Annotated in this window: 16 protein-coding genes; 7 read left to right on the top strand and 9 right to left on the bottom strand. The window is 61.5% G+C overall.

Annotated features, from left to right (window positions below):
• From JZX88_RS08905 to JZX88_RS08895, 3 genes are read right to left on the bottom strand one after another with little or no spacing between them, the layout of a single operon-like run.
• Positions 1-2,811 (bottom strand): DUF4159 domain-containing protein, encoded by a 2,811-nt coding sequence (locus JZX88_RS08905; RefSeq protein WP_206913301.1) that lies wholly within the window; start codon positions 2,809-2,811, stop codon positions 1-3.
• Entirely contained in the window at positions 2,808-3,722 is a 915-nt protein-coding gene (locus tag JZX88_RS08900; RefSeq protein WP_004430192.1) for a DUF58 domain-containing protein, read from the bottom strand. Before JZX88_RS08900 ends, JZX88_RS08905 begins: the two co-directional genes overlap by 4 nt.
• Positions 3,723-3,758: 36 nt before the next feature.
• Positions 3,759-4,769 carry a MoxR family ATPase gene (locus JZX88_RS08895; RefSeq protein WP_065113889.1) on the bottom strand — a complete coding sequence of 337 codons (1,011 nt, stop codon included), beginning with the start codon at positions 4,767-4,769 and terminating at the stop codon, positions 3,759-3,761.
• A gap of 175 nt (positions 4,770-4,944) precedes the next feature.
• Between JZX88_RS08895 and JZX88_RS08890 the strand changes: the two genes are divergently transcribed.
• The 3 genes from JZX88_RS08890 to JZX88_RS08880 are packed head-to-tail and all read left to right on the top strand — an operon-like array spanning position 4,945 to position 7,456.
• Positions 4,945-5,574, top strand: coding sequence for a DUF1285 domain-containing protein (locus JZX88_RS08890; protein ID WP_206913299.1), 630 nt, complete (start codon positions 4,945-4,947; stop codon positions 5,572-5,574).
• Positions 5,571-6,203, top strand: coding sequence for a CoA pyrophosphatase (locus tag JZX88_RS08885; RefSeq protein WP_206913298.1), 633 nt, complete (start codon positions 5,571-5,573; stop codon positions 6,201-6,203). The genes JZX88_RS08890 and JZX88_RS08885 overlap by 4 nt, the downstream gene beginning before the upstream one ends.
• The gene (locus tag JZX88_RS08880; protein WP_206913297.1) at positions 6,200-7,456 is read left to right on the top strand and encodes a CCA tRNA nucleotidyltransferase; all 1,257 of its coding nucleotides are present in this window, start codon (positions 6,200-6,202) and stop codon (positions 7,454-7,456) included. The genes JZX88_RS08885 and JZX88_RS08880 overlap by 4 nt, the downstream gene beginning before the upstream one ends.
• Before the next feature lie 26 nt (positions 7,457-7,482).
• Here JZX88_RS08880 and JZX88_RS08875 read toward each other — a convergent pair whose 3' ends face one another.
• From JZX88_RS08875 to hemF, 3 genes are all read right to left on the bottom strand, one after another.
• Entirely contained in the window at positions 7,483-7,668 is a 186-nt protein-coding gene (locus JZX88_RS08875; RefSeq protein ID WP_004442982.1) for a DUF1059 domain-containing protein, read from the bottom strand.
• Positions 7,669-7,777: 109 nt separating this feature from the next.
• Entirely contained in the window at positions 7,778-8,047 is a 270-nt protein-coding gene (locus JZX88_RS08870; protein ID WP_206913296.1) for a hypothetical protein, read from the bottom strand.
• Positions 8,048-8,169: 122 nt separating this feature from the next.
• A complete protein-coding gene (gene hemF, locus JZX88_RS08865; protein ID WP_206913295.1) occupies positions 8,170-9,081 on the bottom strand; it encodes an oxygen-dependent coproporphyrinogen oxidase in 912 nt (303 codons plus the stop codon).
• Positions 9,082-9,212: 131 nt separating this feature from the next.
• Between hemF and JZX88_RS08860 the strand changes: the two genes are divergently transcribed.
• Entirely contained in the window at positions 9,213-9,488 is a 276-nt protein-coding gene (locus tag JZX88_RS08860) for a hypothetical protein (RefSeq protein ID WP_065113883.1), read from the top strand.
• A gap of 7 nt (positions 9,489-9,495) precedes the next feature.
• On the opposite strand, the gene JZX88_RS08855 is transcribed toward JZX88_RS08860, so the two are convergent.
• The 3 genes from JZX88_RS08855 to JZX88_RS08845 all read right to left on the bottom strand — a co-directional run bounded on the left by JZX88_RS08855 (position 9,496) and on the right by JZX88_RS08845 (position 12,398).
• Positions 9,496-11,148 (bottom strand): Na/Pi cotransporter family protein, encoded by a 1,653-nt coding sequence (locus tag JZX88_RS08855; protein ID WP_110756076.1) that lies wholly within the window; start codon positions 11,146-11,148, stop codon positions 9,496-9,498.
• A 173-nt stretch (positions 11,149-11,321) separates the two neighbouring features.
• Positions 11,322-11,783 carry a tRNA (cytidine(34)-2'-O)-methyltransferase gene (locus JZX88_RS08850; protein WP_174029982.1) on the bottom strand — a complete coding sequence of 154 codons (462 nt, stop codon included), beginning with the start codon at positions 11,781-11,783 and terminating at the stop codon, positions 11,322-11,324.
• Between the two features lie 54 nt (positions 11,784-11,837).
• Positions 11,838-12,398 (bottom strand): nucleotidyltransferase family protein, encoded by a 561-nt coding sequence (locus tag JZX88_RS08845; protein ID WP_206913294.1) that lies wholly within the window; start codon positions 12,396-12,398, stop codon positions 11,838-11,840.
• Between the two features lie 144 nt (positions 12,399-12,542).
• Here JZX88_RS08845 and JZX88_RS08840 point away from each other — a divergent pair, with 144 nt between their 5' ends.
• The 3 genes from JZX88_RS08840 (at position 12,543) to JZX88_RS08830 (ending at position 16,259) form a co-directional block, all read left to right on the top strand.
• Positions 12,543-13,418: a phosphodiesterase gene (locus tag JZX88_RS08840; protein WP_206913293.1), complete on the top strand. Its 876-nt coding sequence runs from the start codon at positions 12,543-12,545 to the stop codon at positions 13,416-13,418.
• 381 nt (positions 13,419-13,799) lie between these two features.
• A complete protein-coding gene (locus JZX88_RS08835; protein WP_065113878.1) occupies positions 13,800-15,650 on the top strand; it encodes an ABC transporter ATP-binding protein in 1,851 nt (616 codons plus the stop codon).
• A 177-nt stretch (positions 15,651-15,827) separates the two neighbouring features.
• Positions 15,828-16,259, top strand: a complete 432-nt coding sequence (locus JZX88_RS08830; protein ID WP_206913292.1) for a GNAT family N-acetyltransferase — start codon at positions 15,828-15,830, stop codon at positions 16,257-16,259.
• Positions 16,260-16,365 lie beyond the last annotated feature (106 nt).

Below are 16,365 nucleotides of genomic sequence, written 5' to 3'. Positions count from 1 at the left end.
TCACTGCCCCAACCGTTCGAGAAGTGCGGGAACGTGGACCTGATCGGCCTTGTAGTTGCCAGTCAGCATATACATCATGATGTTGACGCCGGAACGGAAGGCGTGTTCGCGCTGCATCTCATCCGGCGGCACGGTGGGCAGAACCGGCGCGCCCTGCGGATCGACTGCCCATGCGCCGGCGAAATCATTGCCCGTTATCATGATCGGCGTCACGCCATCGCCGGAAGAAGAGAGGCCCGAGGTGGTCTTGGCGGCTCCCTGTCGCGATTCCACCCAGAGCGGCGAACCATTGTAACGGCCGGGGAAATTGGTGAGCAGGTAGAAGGACCGCGTCAGAACATGGTCTTCCGGCACAGGCTCCAGCGGCGGAATATCGATATTGGCGAGGATTGCCTGCAGTCGTTCGCCGTTAGGGCTGGTCGCGCCGGTGTCGAGCGAAGAGAACTGGTCGCGCGTATCGAACAGCACGGTGCCGCCGGCGCGCATATAGGCGTCGATGCGCGAAATCGCGGCGCTCGACGGCATGGGTGCCGTGGCGGAAACCGGCCAGTAGATGATCGGGTAGAAGGACAATTCATCCTTGGAAATATCGAGTCCAACCGGCTGACCGGGTTCCAGCGTGGTGCGCCAGGTCAGGAATTCGCTGAGACCCTGGAGACCCTGCTCGGAAATGCGGTCGACATCATCCTCACCGGTGCGGACATAAGCGAGATGGGTGGTGTCCAGCCGCTCGAAAATCTGCTCGTCGCCGGGTTTTGGATCGTCGGCGCGGGCGTCGGTTGGCGACATGGCGGCAAAGGCGCCAAGCGCCAGCAGCAGGGTGGCGACTGTCGCGCTGCGGGCTTTCGGCAGGCGCGCGAAGGCGCCGTTCATGAAGAGGACGATCAGGCTGTCGGCAATCAGCATCAGGAAGGCGGCGATGAACAAAGCAGGGCGCAGCGATTTCGCCGTTTCGCCGATCAGCGCTTCACTGGTGGTGCTGACACCTGCGACGGATGCCTCGAGCGGGCGCAGCGTCGCACCTGCGGGCAGGAGATTGAGAGCCACGAAACCATCCTCTGTGCCGTAAAGGCCGGGGGGATTGTCGAAACCGGTGCGCGGTGGCTGGCCGGCGCGCATTTCCAGCGGACGGGCAGTGCCGATTTCGGCGGATAGCGCGCCTTCGGCTGTCAAGAGGCGGAACGGGGGCAGGGCTGCGGCCGGGGCATTGGCGGAAGCCGAAGCGCCGCCCGCTTTCGACAATTGCACGATACGACGCAGCATATCGACGAAATGGCCTGAGATCGGCAGGTCGGACCAGCTCGCCTCGGCGCTGACATGGAAGAGCACGATGCGGCCTGCCTCGACAGTGCGGGTGGTGACGAGCGGCGTGCCGTCGGCAAGGCTTGCCCAGGTGCGTTCAGCCAGATCGGGTGTCGGTTCGGCCAGAACCTGGCGTTTGACGAGGATGCCATCGGCCTTCGGCATGCCGGCGAAGGCGCCGAAATTCGGGAAATCGGCAAGTGGCTGCGGCTCCGCCCAGGAGAGCGCGCCGCCAAGCGCGCGTTCACCCTGCCTGAGCGTCACCGGCACCAGCGGATCGTCGGCCGGGGCCGCTGCAAGACGCGGCCCGGCAAAGCGGATCAGCGTGCCGCCGGCTGCAAGCCAGCGCTGCATCGGCTCATAGGTTTCCTGTGGCAGTCGGCCAATATCGGCCATGACGATGACCGACGGGTTGGATTGCAGGATTTCCGGGATTGCTTGCGCCAGATCGGCCTGCCGCTGCGGAATGAGATCGACAAAAGGCTGAAGCGCGCGGCTGATATAATAAAGCGGCTGCAGCAGCGGCTGGAAATCATTGCCGGTTTCGCCGGCCAGCAGCGCCACGCGGCGGCGACGGAAACCGTCATCCAGCAGATGCACGGCGCCAGCCGTCGAAACGCCTTCGAGGGAGAGGCGGGCGAAATCGTTGCGCAGTTCGAAGGGGGCTTCCACCGTTGCGGTTGTTTCGGCCTCGCCGGGGGCGAAGCTGGCAGTGCCATTGGCGAGAATGCGGCCCTGGCTGTCCTGCGCATTGACGGTCAGCCGGGCGGCTTCGGCCGTGTCGAGCCGCGAAAGGGTGACGCTCATCGCATCGGCATTGTTGGTGGCGCCGGTAATGGCGGCGATGGCCTTGCCGTCGCCCTTCACGATGCGGAATTCGGCGGGTGAGAGGCTGGCAAGCGTTCTCATCGCGTTTTCATCCTGCGCGGTTTGAACACCATCGGTAAGATAAGCGAGCGTGCCGGGGGTCGTGCCGTTCAGCGCCTCGGTGATGGCTTCGGCCGTGCGCACCCGGTCCGGCATCAGCGGTTTCGGCTTGGCGGCGGCGAGCTTTTCCAGCGCCACGGCTGTCGTTCCCGATACGGCATCATGTTCGGCATCGGCGGTGAAGCTGATGGAGACGGGGCGGTCGGCCCGCTCCGCATCGCCGATCAGGGCCTGAGCGGTGGCCACGCGTCTTTCCCAGTCGGGCGCGGCGGCCCAGCTGTTGTCGACCACCAGCACCAGCGGGCCGCTGCCGGCGATGCTGTTATTGCGCGGGTTCACCACCGGATCGGCCAGCGCAAAAATCACGGCGGCGGCAAGCGCCATGCGCAAAAGGGTCAGCCACCACGGGCTTTTCGAGGGCGTTTCCTCGCGTTTCAGCACCGTCGCCAATATCTTCAGCGGCGGAAACACTTCCGCCTTCGGGCGCGGCGGGGTGAGCCGCAGCAGCCACCAGATGGCGGGCAGCGCCAGCAAGCCGAAGAGGATATAGGGGCTGGTGAAGACGAAAGGCAATGCGCTCATCGGTGCCCACCGCCCTGTGCCGGCGCGCCGGAAAGATACATGTGAACGGCCACAAGCGCCTCGGAAGCCAGATGATCGGTGCGGTGGAAGACGAAGTTCCAGCCGAGACGGCGCAGCGAAGAGGACAGCGCCTCGCGTCTTGCGAGATAGGCGCGGGTGTAATCCTCGCGAATGGTCTCGGCGCGGCCAGACACCAGTTTTTCGCCGGTTTCCGGATCGGTAAACTCGGTGCGGCCGGAATAGGGGAAGGTTTCTTCGGCCGGATCGGCGATTTCCACCACATGGCCGCGCAGGCCACGTCGCGCCAGAGGCGAAATCCGCTCCATCACATTTTTCGCATCATCGAGAAAATCGCCAATCAGAACAATGTCGCTCGCGCCGCGGATCATGCCCGTTTCCGGCATACCCGTTGTCAGCGGCGCGTGCATGATGGCGGCGGCCAGCCGTTCGGCGGCGTTTCTGGCCGAGACCGGCTCCATGATGCCGGGGCAACCAATGCGTTCGCCAGAGCGCGCCAGGATTTCCGCCAGCGCCAGCATCAGCACCAGCGCCCGGCTTTCCTTGGAGACGGAGCCGAGGGTGGATTTGAACATCATCGACGGCGACATGTCGGCCCAGAGCCAGATGGTGTGGGCTGCCTCCCACTCCCGGTCGCGCACATAGGTATGGTCGTCGCGGGCCGAGCGCCGCCAGTCGATGCGCGACAGGCTTTCGCCTTCGGCATAGGGGCGGAACTGCCAGAAATTTTCGCCGATGCCGCGTTTGCGGCGGCCGTGCCAGCCGGCGGTGACGGTGTTGGCGATGCGTTTTGCCTCGACCATGCAGTCCGGCACCAGTGCGGCACGCTGGCGCGCGCGCGCCAGAACTTCGCTACCCGGCGTCTTGTCTACGATCTGGCCGATGGATGCCACAGGCACTCCTTTCGCGAAAGGTTAGGCACGCGTCTTTTAATTCTTCGCCTGCTCCACGAGGGCCGCAATCACATCGCGCACCGACATGCCTTCGGCACGGGCCGCAAAGGTCAGCGCCATGCGGTGTTCCAGCACCGGCTCGGCCAGCGCATGGACGTCGTCCAGCGACGGGGCGAGCCTGCCTTCATAGAGCGCACGGGCGCGGGCCGTCAGCATCAGCGACTGGCCGGCGCGCGGACCCGGACCCCAGACAACGTGTTTGTCGGTCAATTTGTTGCCATGGCCGGGGCGGGCGGAGCGGACGAGCGAAAGGATCGCGTCCACGACCTTGTCGCTGACCGGCATCTGGCGGATGAGGGCCTGGATTTCCATCAGGCGCTCGGCACCGATCACGCCGCGTGCTTCGCCGGAGGCGGTGCCCGTCGTGTCGAGCAGGATCTGGCGTTCGGCGGCAAGCTCGGGATAACCGACATCGACCTGCAGCAGGAAACGGTCGAGCTGGGCTTCCGGCAGCGGATAGGTGCCTTCCTGTTCCAGCGGGTTCTGGGTGGCGAGAACGTGGAACGGCTTCGGCAGCTCATAGGTCTGGCCGGCCATGGTGATGTGATATTCCTGCATGGCCTGCAAAAGGGCGGACTGCGTGCGCGGGCTGGCGCGGTTGATTTCATCGGCCATCAGCAGCTGGCCGAAAATCGGACCCTTGATGAAACGGAAGGACCGGCGGCCGTTCTCGTCCTGATCCATGACTTCGGAACCGAGGATGTCCGAAGGCATCAGGTCCGGCGTGAACTGGATGCGGTTGGCATCGAGGCCAAGGACGGTGCCGAGCGTGGTGACGAGCTTTGTCTTGGCAAGGCCGGGAACGCCGACCAGCAGCGCATGGCCGCCGGAGAGGATGGCGAGAAGCGTGTTCTGCACCACTTTTTCCTGGCCGAAAATGACCTTGGAGACTTCCGTGCGGATGGCCGCAATGTCGGAAAGCGCCTTTTCGGCCGAGGCGACGATGGCCTTTTCATCGAGGGTTTCGCCGGTATTCATCACGCCCATGTCGCTCTCCTCATACCTTCGCCGCTGTCACATTCGCATCCCGGTTTTGCTGGTTGCCAACCGGGGCGGATTTTGCGCTGCATCTAGCTTATTGCTCTCTTGGCCGCTGACAAGCGCCATTCGAATGACTATGTCGTGACTTAGTATTTCCTTATCGGCAAAGCGAGACTCGAATATGGCAGCGGAGACGATAAATTCGGCTGATGATGCGGCGGGACTTGCGGCGATGATTTCCCGCGCCGCCGAACAGAGCGGCGATGCCAAGCGCGGGCCGGCCCCGGTGGAGCGCTGGAATCCGCCTTTTTGCGGCGATCTCGACATGGAAATCCGTGCTGACGGCACATGGTTCTACCTCGGGACGCCCATCGGACGGGCACCTCTGGTTCGGCTGTTTTCCACGGTTCTGCGCAAGGATGAGGATGGTAAAACCTATCTTGTAACTCCTGTGGAAAAAGTCGGCATCCGGGTGGTGGATGCACCCTTCGTCGCCGTGGAAATGACGGTGACTGCGGCTGGTGTGGATGGCGAATCCCTGCTGACCTTTCGCACCAATGTCGGCGACGTGGTGGAGGCGGGGCCGGAGCATCCGCTGCGCTTTGAAATTTTCGGTGAAAACCGCGAATTGAAACCCTATCTTCTGGTGCGCGGCCGGCTGGAGGCGCTCGTCTCGCGGGCCGTGATGTATGATCTCGCGGCACTCGGCGAGGTGATCGACGTGGATGGCGTCGACATGTTTGCGGTGCGCTCGGGCGGGGTGATCTTTCCGGTGATGCCCGCCAAGGAACTGGAACGGCTTTCGCAATGACGACAACGGCATTCAAGGCTTTTACCGCCACCGATTTCCGCCGCCGGGTGCTGCAGGAAGGCGAGGGCGTGGCGGAGCGGGAAAATGGTGACCACGTGCTCAATCCGGGCGTGGTGCTGTCTGGCAATGGCATCCGGCTGAAGGATGCCGCAGTGCTGATACCGGTTATCGACGATGGCGACGATGCGCGGGTGATTTTCACCCAGCGCACCGCAACCCTGCGCCAGCATTCAGGCCAGATTTCCTTCCCCGGCGGCGGCATCGATGCCGAGGACCGCACGCCGGAAGAGGCGGCGCTGCGCGAGACGGAAGAGGAGATCGGCCTGTCGCGGTCTTTCGTAGAGACGGTTGGACGGCTGCCGGATTATATTTCCGGGACGGGTTTTCGCATCAAGCCGGTGCTGTCAGTCGTCCGCCCCGGCTTTGATTTGACGCTTAATCCCACTGAGGTGGATGAGGTTTTCGAGGTGCCGCTGTCCTTTTTGATGGACCCGGCCAATCATGGTCGCGGCAGCCGCATCTTTCAGGGGAAGGAGCGGTTTTTCTACGAAATGCCCTATGGCGAACGCTATATTTGGGGCATTACCGCGGGCATCGTGCGAACGATTTACGAGAGGTTTTATACATGAATAGCCTTGCCGGGCGGGACTGGTTTGAAAAACCGGCGCTGAAGCGCATCTTTACGCTTCTGAATGCCGATGGCGGCGAGGTGCGGATCGTCGGCGGCGCGGTGCGCAATGCGCTGATGGACCTGCCGGTCGTCGATGTCGACATGGCAACGACGCTTACCCCCGATGTGGTCGTTCAGCGAGCGAAAGCGGCCGGTATCAAGGCGGTGCCAACCGGCATCGAGCACGGCACGGTGACGCTGGTGATCGATGGCGAAGGCTTTGAAGTCACGACTTTGCGCCGCGATGTCGAGACCAATGGTCGCCATGCGCAGGTTGCCTTCGGCACCGACTGGCAGACCGATGCCGAGCGGCGGGATCTCACCATCAATGCTCTTTACGCCGATGAAAAGGGCGAGATCATCGACCTCATCGATGGTCTTCCCGATATTGAAACCCGCACCGTGCGCTTCATCGGCGAAGCGGCGATGCGGATTTCGGAAGATTATCTGCGGATTCTCCGGTTTTTCCGCTTTTTCGCCCACTATGGTTCCGGTCGTCCTGATGCCGATGGCTTGCGGGCGAGCGCGCGGGCCAAGGACAAGCTGGCGACACTTTCGGCCGAGCGGGTGTGGAGTGAGCTGAAAAAGCTGCTTTCCGCCCGAGACCCTTCCCGCGCCCTTTTGTGGATGCGGCAATCGGGCGTTCTTACGGAAATTCTGCCCGAAACGGAAAAATGGGGCATCGACGCCATTCACGGGCTGGTGGCGACGGAGCAGGCTCTCGGCTGGGCGGTGGACCCGATGCTGCGGCTTGCCGCCATCGTGCCGCCAGACAGGGACAGGATGGCCGCCCTTGCGGCGCGGCTGCGGCTGTCCAAGGCCGAGGCGGGTTATCTTGCCCATTGGGCTTCGGCTCCGGCGGCTGACCCCGAGATAAAGGAAACGGCGCTTGACCGGCTGCTTTATCGTCAGGGCGTCGAAGGTGTGAAGGTGCGGCTGAAACTCGCACTTGCCGCCGCCCGTGCCGATCTTTCGGCCGGCGACACGGCCATGCAGAAGGTCGCACGTCTTTCGACGCTGCTGGCAAGGGCGGAGAAGTTCCAGAAACCCGGCTTTCCGATAAGTGGCGCCGATGTGATGGCCGCAGGCGTGGCGCCCGGTCCGAAGGTGGGCGAAGTGCTGAAAAGCCTTGAGGAAAAGTGGATCGACGTCAATTTCTCGCTCGACCGGGCAGCGCTGACCGCCCGGCTGAAAGAAATACTCGGGAATTGAAGCCGCGATAGCCGCGGCGTTTCGGCTCAGGCCGCATTTGCCTCGTCGCGGATGCGGGCCTTGATGTTTTCGATCATGTTTTCGCGGATGACCGTTTCACCATGGGCAGAGCGCATGTGCTCCACCGTGCGGCGGACGACTTCCGCATCATCATCTGCGCGGGTATGCCAGGCACAGCCGGGCACGAGCGTTCCGCATTCAAACAGTCTCATGGTCTTGCCTCCCTGTTTCAGCGTGAGAGACAGCGGCTCAGGGTCCACTGTCTCTCCCACAGGAAACGAATGTTCGCCGCTTATGTTCCGAAGCGGCGTCTTTCAGCCCCTATTCGGGCATTGCCCAGCACTGGAAAACAGAGGATGTTCCGGCGGCCGGAATTTTGGTCCGGGGTATTTCGTCATTAGCTGCCCGCCGCGCCGTGATTTGCCCGGCAAGGCTGCGTTTGACCTGTTCGACGTAAAAGGAATGCGGCAGTTCACGATCGCCCGTGGCACGCATTTCCGCTGCCAGGCGGTCGATCAGTTCGGGGGTATCGATGGATTGCGGTGCTGCCTCGGGGGCAGCAGAAATAGGCATGCTGTTCGAAGTAATCATGACGATAGCTCCTCCAGTACGTCTGCGGGAGGAGACTACCACTGCCTTGATTTTTCCATAAGTCCTAATTTGCGCTATTTGCGACAAAATGGCTGATCAGCGTCAAATTTGCGTGAGGTTTTTTAAGGCCAGCGCACCACCGGCGGCAGGGACGACAGGATCGATTCGACATTGCCGCCGGTCTTCAGGCCGAAGATGGTGCCACGGTCGTAAAGCAGGTTGAATTCCACATAGCGGCCGCGACGGATAAGCTGCTCGTCACGGTCCTCTTCCGTCCAGTTCTGGTTGAAATTGGCGCGGACGATTTTCGGATAGACGAGGTTGAAGGCACGGCCGACATCCTGCACGAAGGCGAAATTGGCGTCCCAGCCGCCCTTTTCTTCTTCCGGGTGCAGCCAGTCGAAAAATATGCCGCCGATGCCGCGGGCTTCGTTACGGTGCTTCAGGAAGAAATACTCGTCGCACCAGCTTTTGTAGCGCGGATAATCGGCGACCGGGTGGCGTTTGCAGGTGATTTCGAAGGCGCGGTGGAACAGCTGGGTATCTGCGTCCTCCTGCGTCCGTCTGCGGCCCAGCACGGGTGTCAGATCCGCGCCGCCGCCGAACCAGTGACTGGTGGTGACGACCATGCGGGTGTTCATGTGCACGGCCGGCACATTGGGATTGACCGGATGAGCGATCAGCGAAATGCCCGAGGCCCAGAAACGCGGGTCTTCTTCCGCCCCCGGTATCTGCTTGCGGAATTCCGGCGAGAACTCGCCATGGACGGTGGAGGTGTGCACGCCGACCTTTTCGAAGACGCGGCCTTCCATCATCGACATTTTGCCGCCGCCGCCTTCGCCATTGTCGCGCAGCCAGTCCTTCTGCACGAAGCGACCGGGCTCCTGATCGGAGAGCGGGCCGGTCAGATCGTTTTCGAGCGTTTCGAAGGAGGTGACGATGGTGTCGCGCAGATGCTGGAACCAGGCTTCAGCTGTGGCCTTCTTGTCTTCGATGTCCTCGGGCAAGCCCTTCGGCAAGATTGGCCGTTCCATATCTTTTCTCTCCTGCGGTGAAGTCCGTTCCCTGCCGCGTCTAGCAGGTGTTTGCGCCGCGCACAAATTCGACTCGCCAAGGCGGCGTGCCGACACTATCTTTACCGATGTAGGTGCCAGAGGTGAATATCATGACGAAATTTGCCGGACCGCCGCCCCTCGAGGGTCTGAAGCGCAGGATCGCCAATCACCGCAAGGAACGCGAAAGCGCCGGCGGTGAACAGAAACGTGACGGCATGTTCGTGCGCCAGACCTTCTGTCTCAGCCGCGAGGAAGCCCGCGCCAAGGCGCGCGAATGGTTCGACAGTTTTCCCAAGGCCGCCTATTGGACGGAAGTGGAAAGCTGGCGGCAACTGGAAGGCGACCGCATCGAATTCACCATGCGCAGGCTGCCCTCGGCCGACTGAAATCGAATCAGGCGCGTGGTTCCGCGTAACGCAGGCGGCTTTCGATCAGCACGCCGCTTTCATCCAGAATGGGATGCGCCACCGAGACGATATGGGCGTTGATGCGCTTTAAATCCCGCAGCATGTCGAGATGCAGCGAGCTGGTCTGCATGCTTTCCGTCAGCCCGTCACGCAGCCGCTCCAGATGGCGGTTGGAGGACTGTTTTTCGAGGCGGCGTATATCCACCTTGCTTTCCATCAGCCTGCGGGCGAGCTCGAAATCGCCGGTCACCAGAATGCTCTGGGCGGCGCGCAGGTTCTCGATGGTCATGTCGAACAGGGTCTTCAGCTCCTCATAACCGTCATCGGAGAACTTGAAGCTGTTGAGCACCTTCTTGCGGATCTGCTCGCAGATGCCCTTTTCGATGATGTCGCCGATATGTTCGAGATTGATGGCATAATCGATGATGGCGATCGAACGGCGCGCTTCCTCGTCGGCAAGCCCCTTGCGCCCCAGTTGCGAGAGATAGACCTTCACCTCCTGCTGACGGCGGTCGACCTTCTTTTCGAGCAGGGAAACCTCCTGCAGCGGCGTCAGGTCATTGTGCTTGAAGGCGTTTTCGGCGCGGATCAGCATCCGCTCGATGCTGTCGCCGACGCTCAGCACTTCGCGGGTGGCGTTGGCAAGCGCCACGACGGGCATGTCGAGAGCCTGCTGGTCGAGGAAGTTCGGGCCGTCTTCAGCCTTCGGATCGCCCGGCACCAGCTTTGCCATCAGGTCGGATATCAGGCCGGAGAAGGGCCAGGCCAGCGCCGCCAGAATGACGTTGAAGATGAGGTGGGCATCGACAGGCAGTTTCGCGGGTGAAAGCGGCAATTGCTGCAAATACGTGGCGCCATAGGAAGCGAGCGGCAGCGCGATGAGGCAGCCGATGGTGCGGACCACAAGGTTGCCGATGGTGATGCGCCGCGCGGATGCGGGACCGGACAGCGTGGCGATGACGGGCGGAACGGCGCCGCCAAGATTGGCGCCGAGGATGAGGACGATGATGAGGCCAGTGGACAAGGTGCCGGTGGCGGCCAGCGACAGGATCAGCACCACGACAGCGAGGCTTGAAGAGGAAACGAAGGCCAATACGGCGGAAAAGATCAGCGCGACGGGCCATGCGCCATCAAGCAGGCCGATGAAAACGCCCAGTGCCGGTGACGCGCGCATCGGTTCGGTCGCGCCGCTCAAAAGATGCAGCGACAGAAGCATCAGGCCGATGCCGATCAGCGCCGTTCCGCCACCCTGTCTGGCGTTGGAACTGCCTTTTTTGAGCACGATGCCGGAAAGGATCAGAAGCGGCGACAGCCATTCCACCCCGGCCGCCACGATCCATGCGGTGACGGCGGTGCCGACATTGGCGCCCAGCAGAACGACCTGCGCCATGCGCGGCCGGATGAGGTCGCGTTCGGCGAAGGAAGCGACGGTGAGCGCCGTTGCCGTCGAGCTTTGCAGGGCGACAGTTGCGAAGAAGCCGGAAAAGAAGGAGCGGGGGCCATTCTGGGTTCCCGTGGCCAGCACGCTTCTGAGTTTCATGCCGAAGGCGCGGGTAACGCCATCCTTGACCTGGGCAAGGCCGAACAGCAGCAGCGCGACCGCGCCGAGAAGGTTGACTATGACAATGGTGGATTGCATGCGACGTCTCCTCACACCCGCCGGCGGATGGTTCCGGCGAGAGCGATTTTTATTGTCCGGCTAAGCAGTATAGGAGCGCTGACGCCTTCGGTACAGGCCGGGTTGCGACAGTTTCGCGGTAAAAACGGTCAATTTTCATATTTGCCTGAAAAAATGGCTGCAAAGATGGCAGGTCACACCCATGCCGTCTGGCGCAGCGCCTCGCCGGTGATCATCGCGGCCGACATGGCGACGTTGATGGAGCGTTGTCCAGCCACCATGGGGATGATGATTCGCTCATCGGCCTTGTCGTGCACATGGTCGGGCACGCCGGCGCTTTCCCTGCCGAAGAGGAGGATATCGTCGGGGCGGTAACCGATATCCGTATAGGGCAGGGCGGCCTTGGTGGAGGCGAGGACGAGGCGGCGGCCGGTGGTCGCACGCCATTCCTCGAAACGATCCCAGCTGACATGGCGCGTCAGCGCCGCCGCTGCAATATAATCCATGCCCGCCCGTTTCAGATTGCGGTCGGAAATATCGAAACCGGCCGGCTCGATGATATCGACGCCAAGGCCGAGACAGGCGGCCAGCCGCAGGATGGTGCCGGTATTGCCGGGAATATCGGGCTGGTAGAGGGCGATCCTGATGTTGTTCATGTTTTCTATGCCGGTGTTACGCGCTTCATACAGAACGCTTAACACGAGCGGACCTCAAACCGCCATCGTGAGCCAGGGCCATCTTGTCCGGTAGTCACGGCATTTGCGTTCGAAGAGATCGATTTGCGGATTGTTCGGATTGAGACGCAGGATGCCGTTCCACATGTCGTCCAGCCCGTCCGGCGCATAGAGGCTGCGGTCTCCAATCCTTATTCCGAGGCGCGTGCAGGCAACCAGATATCGGTCGATACCGTCTTCAACCCGCTTCAGGGGCGGACAGAAAGCGCCGAATTTCCGTTCATACCACAGGTGCACGCGCGCCTGATTCCTGATCTCGACCTTCTCCGCCAGATCGCCGAGGAGCCGGTTGGCCCGCCGGATCACCGCGTCTTCCGCTTCCCATGAAAGATCGCCGGCATCGAAATAGAAGACGTCGTAGTCCTTGATGGCCCGTTCAGGCTCGTAACCGCTCTTGAGGTTCCAGACGGTCTGGAACAGACATCCCGCCGTCAATGTGGCCTGCGGCAACTGCAGGTCGGCAAGACCATCCAGCAGCCAGGCGTTGGTTTGGTTTTGCGTGACGTATTCGATGAATTGCCGTTCGGAAATCGCCATGGTTCGCCGTGAATCAGTCTGCCGGTCAGGTTTCCCATGTTCCAGCATGGATCGTCATTGTCACGGAGTTTCAGAGCGCCGGGTCATTCGGCTGTCATGCGCCGATGCTAGTCATCCTGCAGTAGCGATGACAGGAAAAAAGCCATGTCCGAACGGGTGAATTTCGTCCATCTGACCGATCTGCATATCGGTAATCCGCAGGTGCAGGATGATGATCTTTATTCCGAGACATCGGCCACGCTGTCTGCAACGCTCGCGCAGGTCAAGGCGCTGGTGCCGCCGCCGGAATTCATCGTCGTCAGCGGCGACCTGACCAACCGGGGCGATGCCGGCAGCTATGAGGAGCTGAAGCGGCTGATGGCTGAGGCGGAACTGGATGTGCCGGTCCTTTTTGCGCTCGGCAATCATGACCGCCGCGACGGGTTTTACCCCGTGATGCTCGACCGTCATGAGGATGTGGAAGAACCTTACGATCATGCGCAGGTCGTGGCCGGCATCCATGTCATCGTCATGGATACCAGTGTTCCCGGCAAGGTCGGCGGCGCTTTCGAGCCCGGTCAGATCGAATGGCTCGAGGACGAACTTGAAAACCACCCGGAACTGCCGAAACTTCTGGTGATGCACCATGCGCCGGCGCTCGATTTCGACCGTGCCGAGGCGGAATGGGAATCCCTGTCCTTTGACGATACCGAGGCGCTGGACGAGCTGCTGTTCGAACATGATGTCATCGGCATCCTCGCAGGCCACATCCACTATGACCGCATGTCGCACTGGCAGGGCATTCCCGTGGTGGTCGGCATCGGCCAGCATTTCGCCACGGATCCGCTATGGCTGCATGAGGGCGTGCGCATGTTGTCCGGGGCGTCTTTCGCTATCGGCACGGTGCGGGATACGGGCCTGACCGTCACCTTCGCGCCGCAGCCCAGCGACCGCCGGGAACTCAAGCGCCATACGCAGGCCGGAATGGTCGAGCTGATCACGCAATATGAGAGTGGCCAGGCGCAGGACGCGGCTGAATAAGACGACACATTCGTGTCTGCTGCCGGGCGGAAACCTTAGCGGGTAAATCCGCCCATTTGGCCATGTCCGCCACAATCGAGAGTTTTCCAGCGCGTCAGTATCTTTCCGGCTGGTCATTGACTAATTTTTGCGCTACAAGGCCACATCTTCAACACCAGCTCAGGGAGGTTCGCATGGATATTTACGTTCGCTTTCGCCTCCCGGCCCCAGTAGTGCCGCTGCTGGCCTAGGTGTTACTCCGCGGTTCGACCGCGTTTCCCATATTCCGATTCGTCATGTGGCTGTCACGGCCATATCCAGAGACTTCTCCGTTCCGTCGTGAGCCATATTTGCGTCCGCTCACCTTTCACGATGGGGCGATTGATTGCCGGAGCTTGGCCTATGTTTGGCTGGTTTGAAAAACGCCTTGATCCCTTTCCGTCTTCGACGCCCTCCGTGCCGCCGAAGAAATTGCTGTCGTTCCTGTGGCACTATGTGAAGCCCGCATGGCCGTGGCTGCTGCTGCTCGGCCTGATGTCCATGGGCATCGCCATTGCGGAAGCCATGCTCTACAAATTCCTCGGCAATATCGTCGACTGGCTTTCCACGGCCAATCGCGAGACGTTTTTTGCCGATGAGGGCTGGCATCTGATCGGCATGGCCGGACTGGTGCTTTTCCTGCTGCCGCTGATGGGCGCGATCCACACGATGACGATGCACCAGACGCTTGCCGGCAATTTCGGCATGATCGCGCGCTGGAAAATGCACCGCTTCCTGCTGCGCCACTCCATGAACTTTTTCGCCAACGAGTTTGCGGGCCGGGTCTCGACCAAGGTGATGCAGACGGCGCTGGCGATTCGTGAGGTGGCGCTGAAGGTGATCGACGTTTTCGTCTACGCCATCAGCTTCGTTGTCTCTATGCTGTTCATGGTGGCGGCGGCCGACTGGCGGCTGGTCATTCCGCTGCTGGCCTGGCTCGGCATCTATATGGCCATCCTTGCCTATTTCGTGCCGAAACTCGGCCGGCTGGCGCAGGAGCAGGCCGATGCGCGTTCGATGATGACGGGCCGGATCGTCGACAGCTATACCAATATCTCGACGATCAAGCTGTTCTCCCATGCGGGCCGCGAGGAGAGATATGCGCGGGATGGCATGAACGTGTTTCTCGGAACCGTTCACCGCCAGATGCGCAAGATTTCCGGCTTCAACATCCTGATCGACCTCAACAATGCCGTGGTGCTGTTTTCCACGGCGGCGCTCGGTCTTTATTTCTGGATGCAGGGTTCGGTGACGGCCGGTTCGGTCGCCATCGCCATCAGCCTTGCCATGCGCGTCAATGGCATGTCGCAGTGGATCATGTGGGAAGTCACGTCGCTGTTCGAAAATATCGGCACGGTCTATGATGGCATGTCGATGATGACGAAACCGCACGATATCGTCGATGTCGCCAAGGCGCCGCAGCTTGCGGCACCGCAGGGCGCCATCCGTTATGACAATGTCCGCTTCCACTACGGCAAGAACAAGGGCGTGATCGACGGGCTGACGCTGGATATCAAGCCGGGCGAGAAGGTCGGTCTCGTTGGCCGCTCGGGCGCCGGCAAGACGACGCTGATGAACCTGCTGCTGCGCTTCTATGATCTGGAAGCGGGCAGGATCACCATTGACGGGCAGGACATTTCCAAGGTGTCGCAGGACAGCCTGCGCGAGCTGATCGGCGTGGTGACGCAGGATACTTCGCTGCTGCACCGGTCGATCCGCGACAACATCGCCTATGGCCATCCCGAAGCCACCGACGAACAGGTGATCGCGGCGGCAAAGCGGGCGAATGCCTGGGACTTCATCGAAACGCTGGTCGACATGCATGGTCGCCAGGGTCTCGATGCCCAGGTGGGCGAGCGCGGCGTGAAACTGTCAGGCGGCCAGCGCCAGCGTATCGCGATCGCCCGCGTCTTTCTCAAGAACGCACCGATTCTGGTGCTGGATGAGGCGACCTCGGCGCTCGACTCCGAAGTCGAGGCGGCTATCCAGGAGAACCTGTTCTCGCTGATGGAAGGCAAGACGGTGATTGCGATCGCCCACCGCCTTTCGACGCTGACGGAAATGGACCGGCTTATCATCCTCGACAAGGGCCAGATCGTCGAGGCGGGCAGCCATGCGGAGCTGGTGGCGATGGGCGGCATCTATGCCGATCTGTGGCGGCGCCAGTCCGGCGGCTTCATCGCCGACCACGAAGCGGAAGTGGCCGCGGAATAAGGAAAGAGAGAGGGCGGGAGCGATCCCGCCCTTTTTTGCCGAAGGCCTAAACCTCTCTGTCGTCATGCCGGCTTTGAGCCGGCATCCAGCAATGGCGTGTCTGCGCCGTGAGAAACGGGTCTTTTGCGATCAGGCGCTGATCGCGTCGGATTCCGGAGCCGGAGCAAAGGGATGCGAATGGAACTGATATCACCGCAAGAATCCACCCCTTCCGGGTTTACGACCGAGTGGCGTGGAGCGTTCGGGAATGCCGAGGTCAATGCCCTCCACGCCGAGTGCTTTGAGCATCGAATCCTCACCGATGACTGGTGGTCACAGGTCAATCGCTTCAGTCTCGGCTGGGTGTGTGCCCGCCATTCGGGGAAGCTCGTCGGGTTCGTTAACGTTGCATGGGATGGCGGGGTTCATGCGTTTGTTCTCGACACAATGGTGTCGTTGGCTTTCCAGCGTCGGGGCATTGCAATGGCGCTGATGGGGGAGGTGGTTGATCGGGCGAAAGATACCACCTGCGAGTGGCTCCATGTGGATTTTGATCCGCATCTCCGGCCATTTTACTTCGACGCCTGCGGATTCCGCCCTACGGACGCTGGACTCATCGCCCTGAAGTAGCGACATCGCCTGGCGTCCGTTTCATTTCACGAACGTTACCGAAATATAATCTCTTCCCAAAGGCTCCGCGGCTGTTCGCCAGCCGGGAATCCGCCTATATCCGGAT

Source organism: Agrobacterium sp. OT33 (assembly GCF_017313365.1).
Taxonomy (GTDB): domain Bacteria; phylum Pseudomonadota; class Alphaproteobacteria; order Rhizobiales; family Rhizobiaceae; genus Agrobacterium; species Agrobacterium rhizogenes_A.
Note: the sequence above shows the minus strand (reverse complement) of the source record. Positions and strands in the feature narration are given on the sequence as shown.

Excerpts from the sequence above, each read along its gene's own strand:
- JZX88_RS08905 (WP_206913301.1), bottom strand. The coding sequence starts at position 2,811 with ATGAGCGCATTGCCTTTCGTCTTCACCAGCCCCTATATCCTCTTCGGC.
- JZX88_RS08895 (WP_065113889.1), bottom strand. The coding sequence starts at position 4,769 with ATGGGCGTGATGAATACCGGCGAAACCCTCGATGAAAAGGCCATCGTC.
- JZX88_RS08890 (WP_206913299.1), top strand. The coding sequence starts at position 4,945 with ATGGCAGCGGAGACGATAAATTCGGCTGATGATGCGGCGGGACTTGCG.
- JZX88_RS08885 (WP_206913298.1), top strand. The coding sequence starts at position 5,571 with ATGACGACAACGGCATTCAAGGCTTTTACCGCCACCGATTTCCGCCGC.
- JZX88_RS08880 (WP_206913297.1), top strand. The coding sequence starts at position 6,200 with ATGAATAGCCTTGCCGGGCGGGACTGGTTTGAAAAACCGGCGCTGAAG.
- JZX88_RS08875 (WP_004442982.1), bottom strand. The coding sequence starts at position 7,668 with ATGAGACTGTTTGAATGCGGAACGCTCGTGCCCGGCTGTGCCTGGCAT.
- JZX88_RS08870 (WP_206913296.1), bottom strand. The coding sequence starts at position 8,047 with ATGATTACTTCGAACAGCATGCCTATTTCTGCTGCCCCCGAGGCAGCA.
- hemF (WP_206913295.1), bottom strand. The coding sequence starts at position 9,081 with ATGGAACGGCCAATCTTGCCGAAGGGCTTGCCCGAGGACATCGAAGAC.
- JZX88_RS08860 (WP_065113883.1), top strand. The coding sequence starts at position 9,213 with ATGACGAAATTTGCCGGACCGCCGCCCCTCGAGGGTCTGAAGCGCAGG.
- JZX88_RS08855 (WP_110756076.1), bottom strand. The coding sequence starts at position 11,148 with ATGCAATCCACCATTGTCATAGTCAACCTTCTCGGCGCGGTCGCGCTG.
- JZX88_RS08850 (WP_174029982.1), bottom strand. The coding sequence starts at position 11,783 with ATGAACAACATCAGGATCGCCCTCTACCAGCCCGATATTCCCGGCAAT.
- JZX88_RS08845 (WP_206913294.1), bottom strand. The coding sequence starts at position 12,398 with ATGGCGATTTCCGAACGGCAATTCATCGAATACGTCACGCAAAACCAA.
- JZX88_RS08840 (WP_206913293.1), top strand. The coding sequence starts at position 12,543 with ATGTCCGAACGGGTGAATTTCGTCCATCTGACCGATCTGCATATCGGT.
- JZX88_RS08835 (WP_065113878.1), top strand. The coding sequence starts at position 13,800 with ATGTTTGGCTGGTTTGAAAAACGCCTTGATCCCTTTCCGTCTTCGACG.
- JZX88_RS08830 (WP_206913292.1), top strand. The coding sequence starts at position 15,828 with ATGGAACTGATATCACCGCAAGAATCCACCCCTTCCGGGTTTACGACC.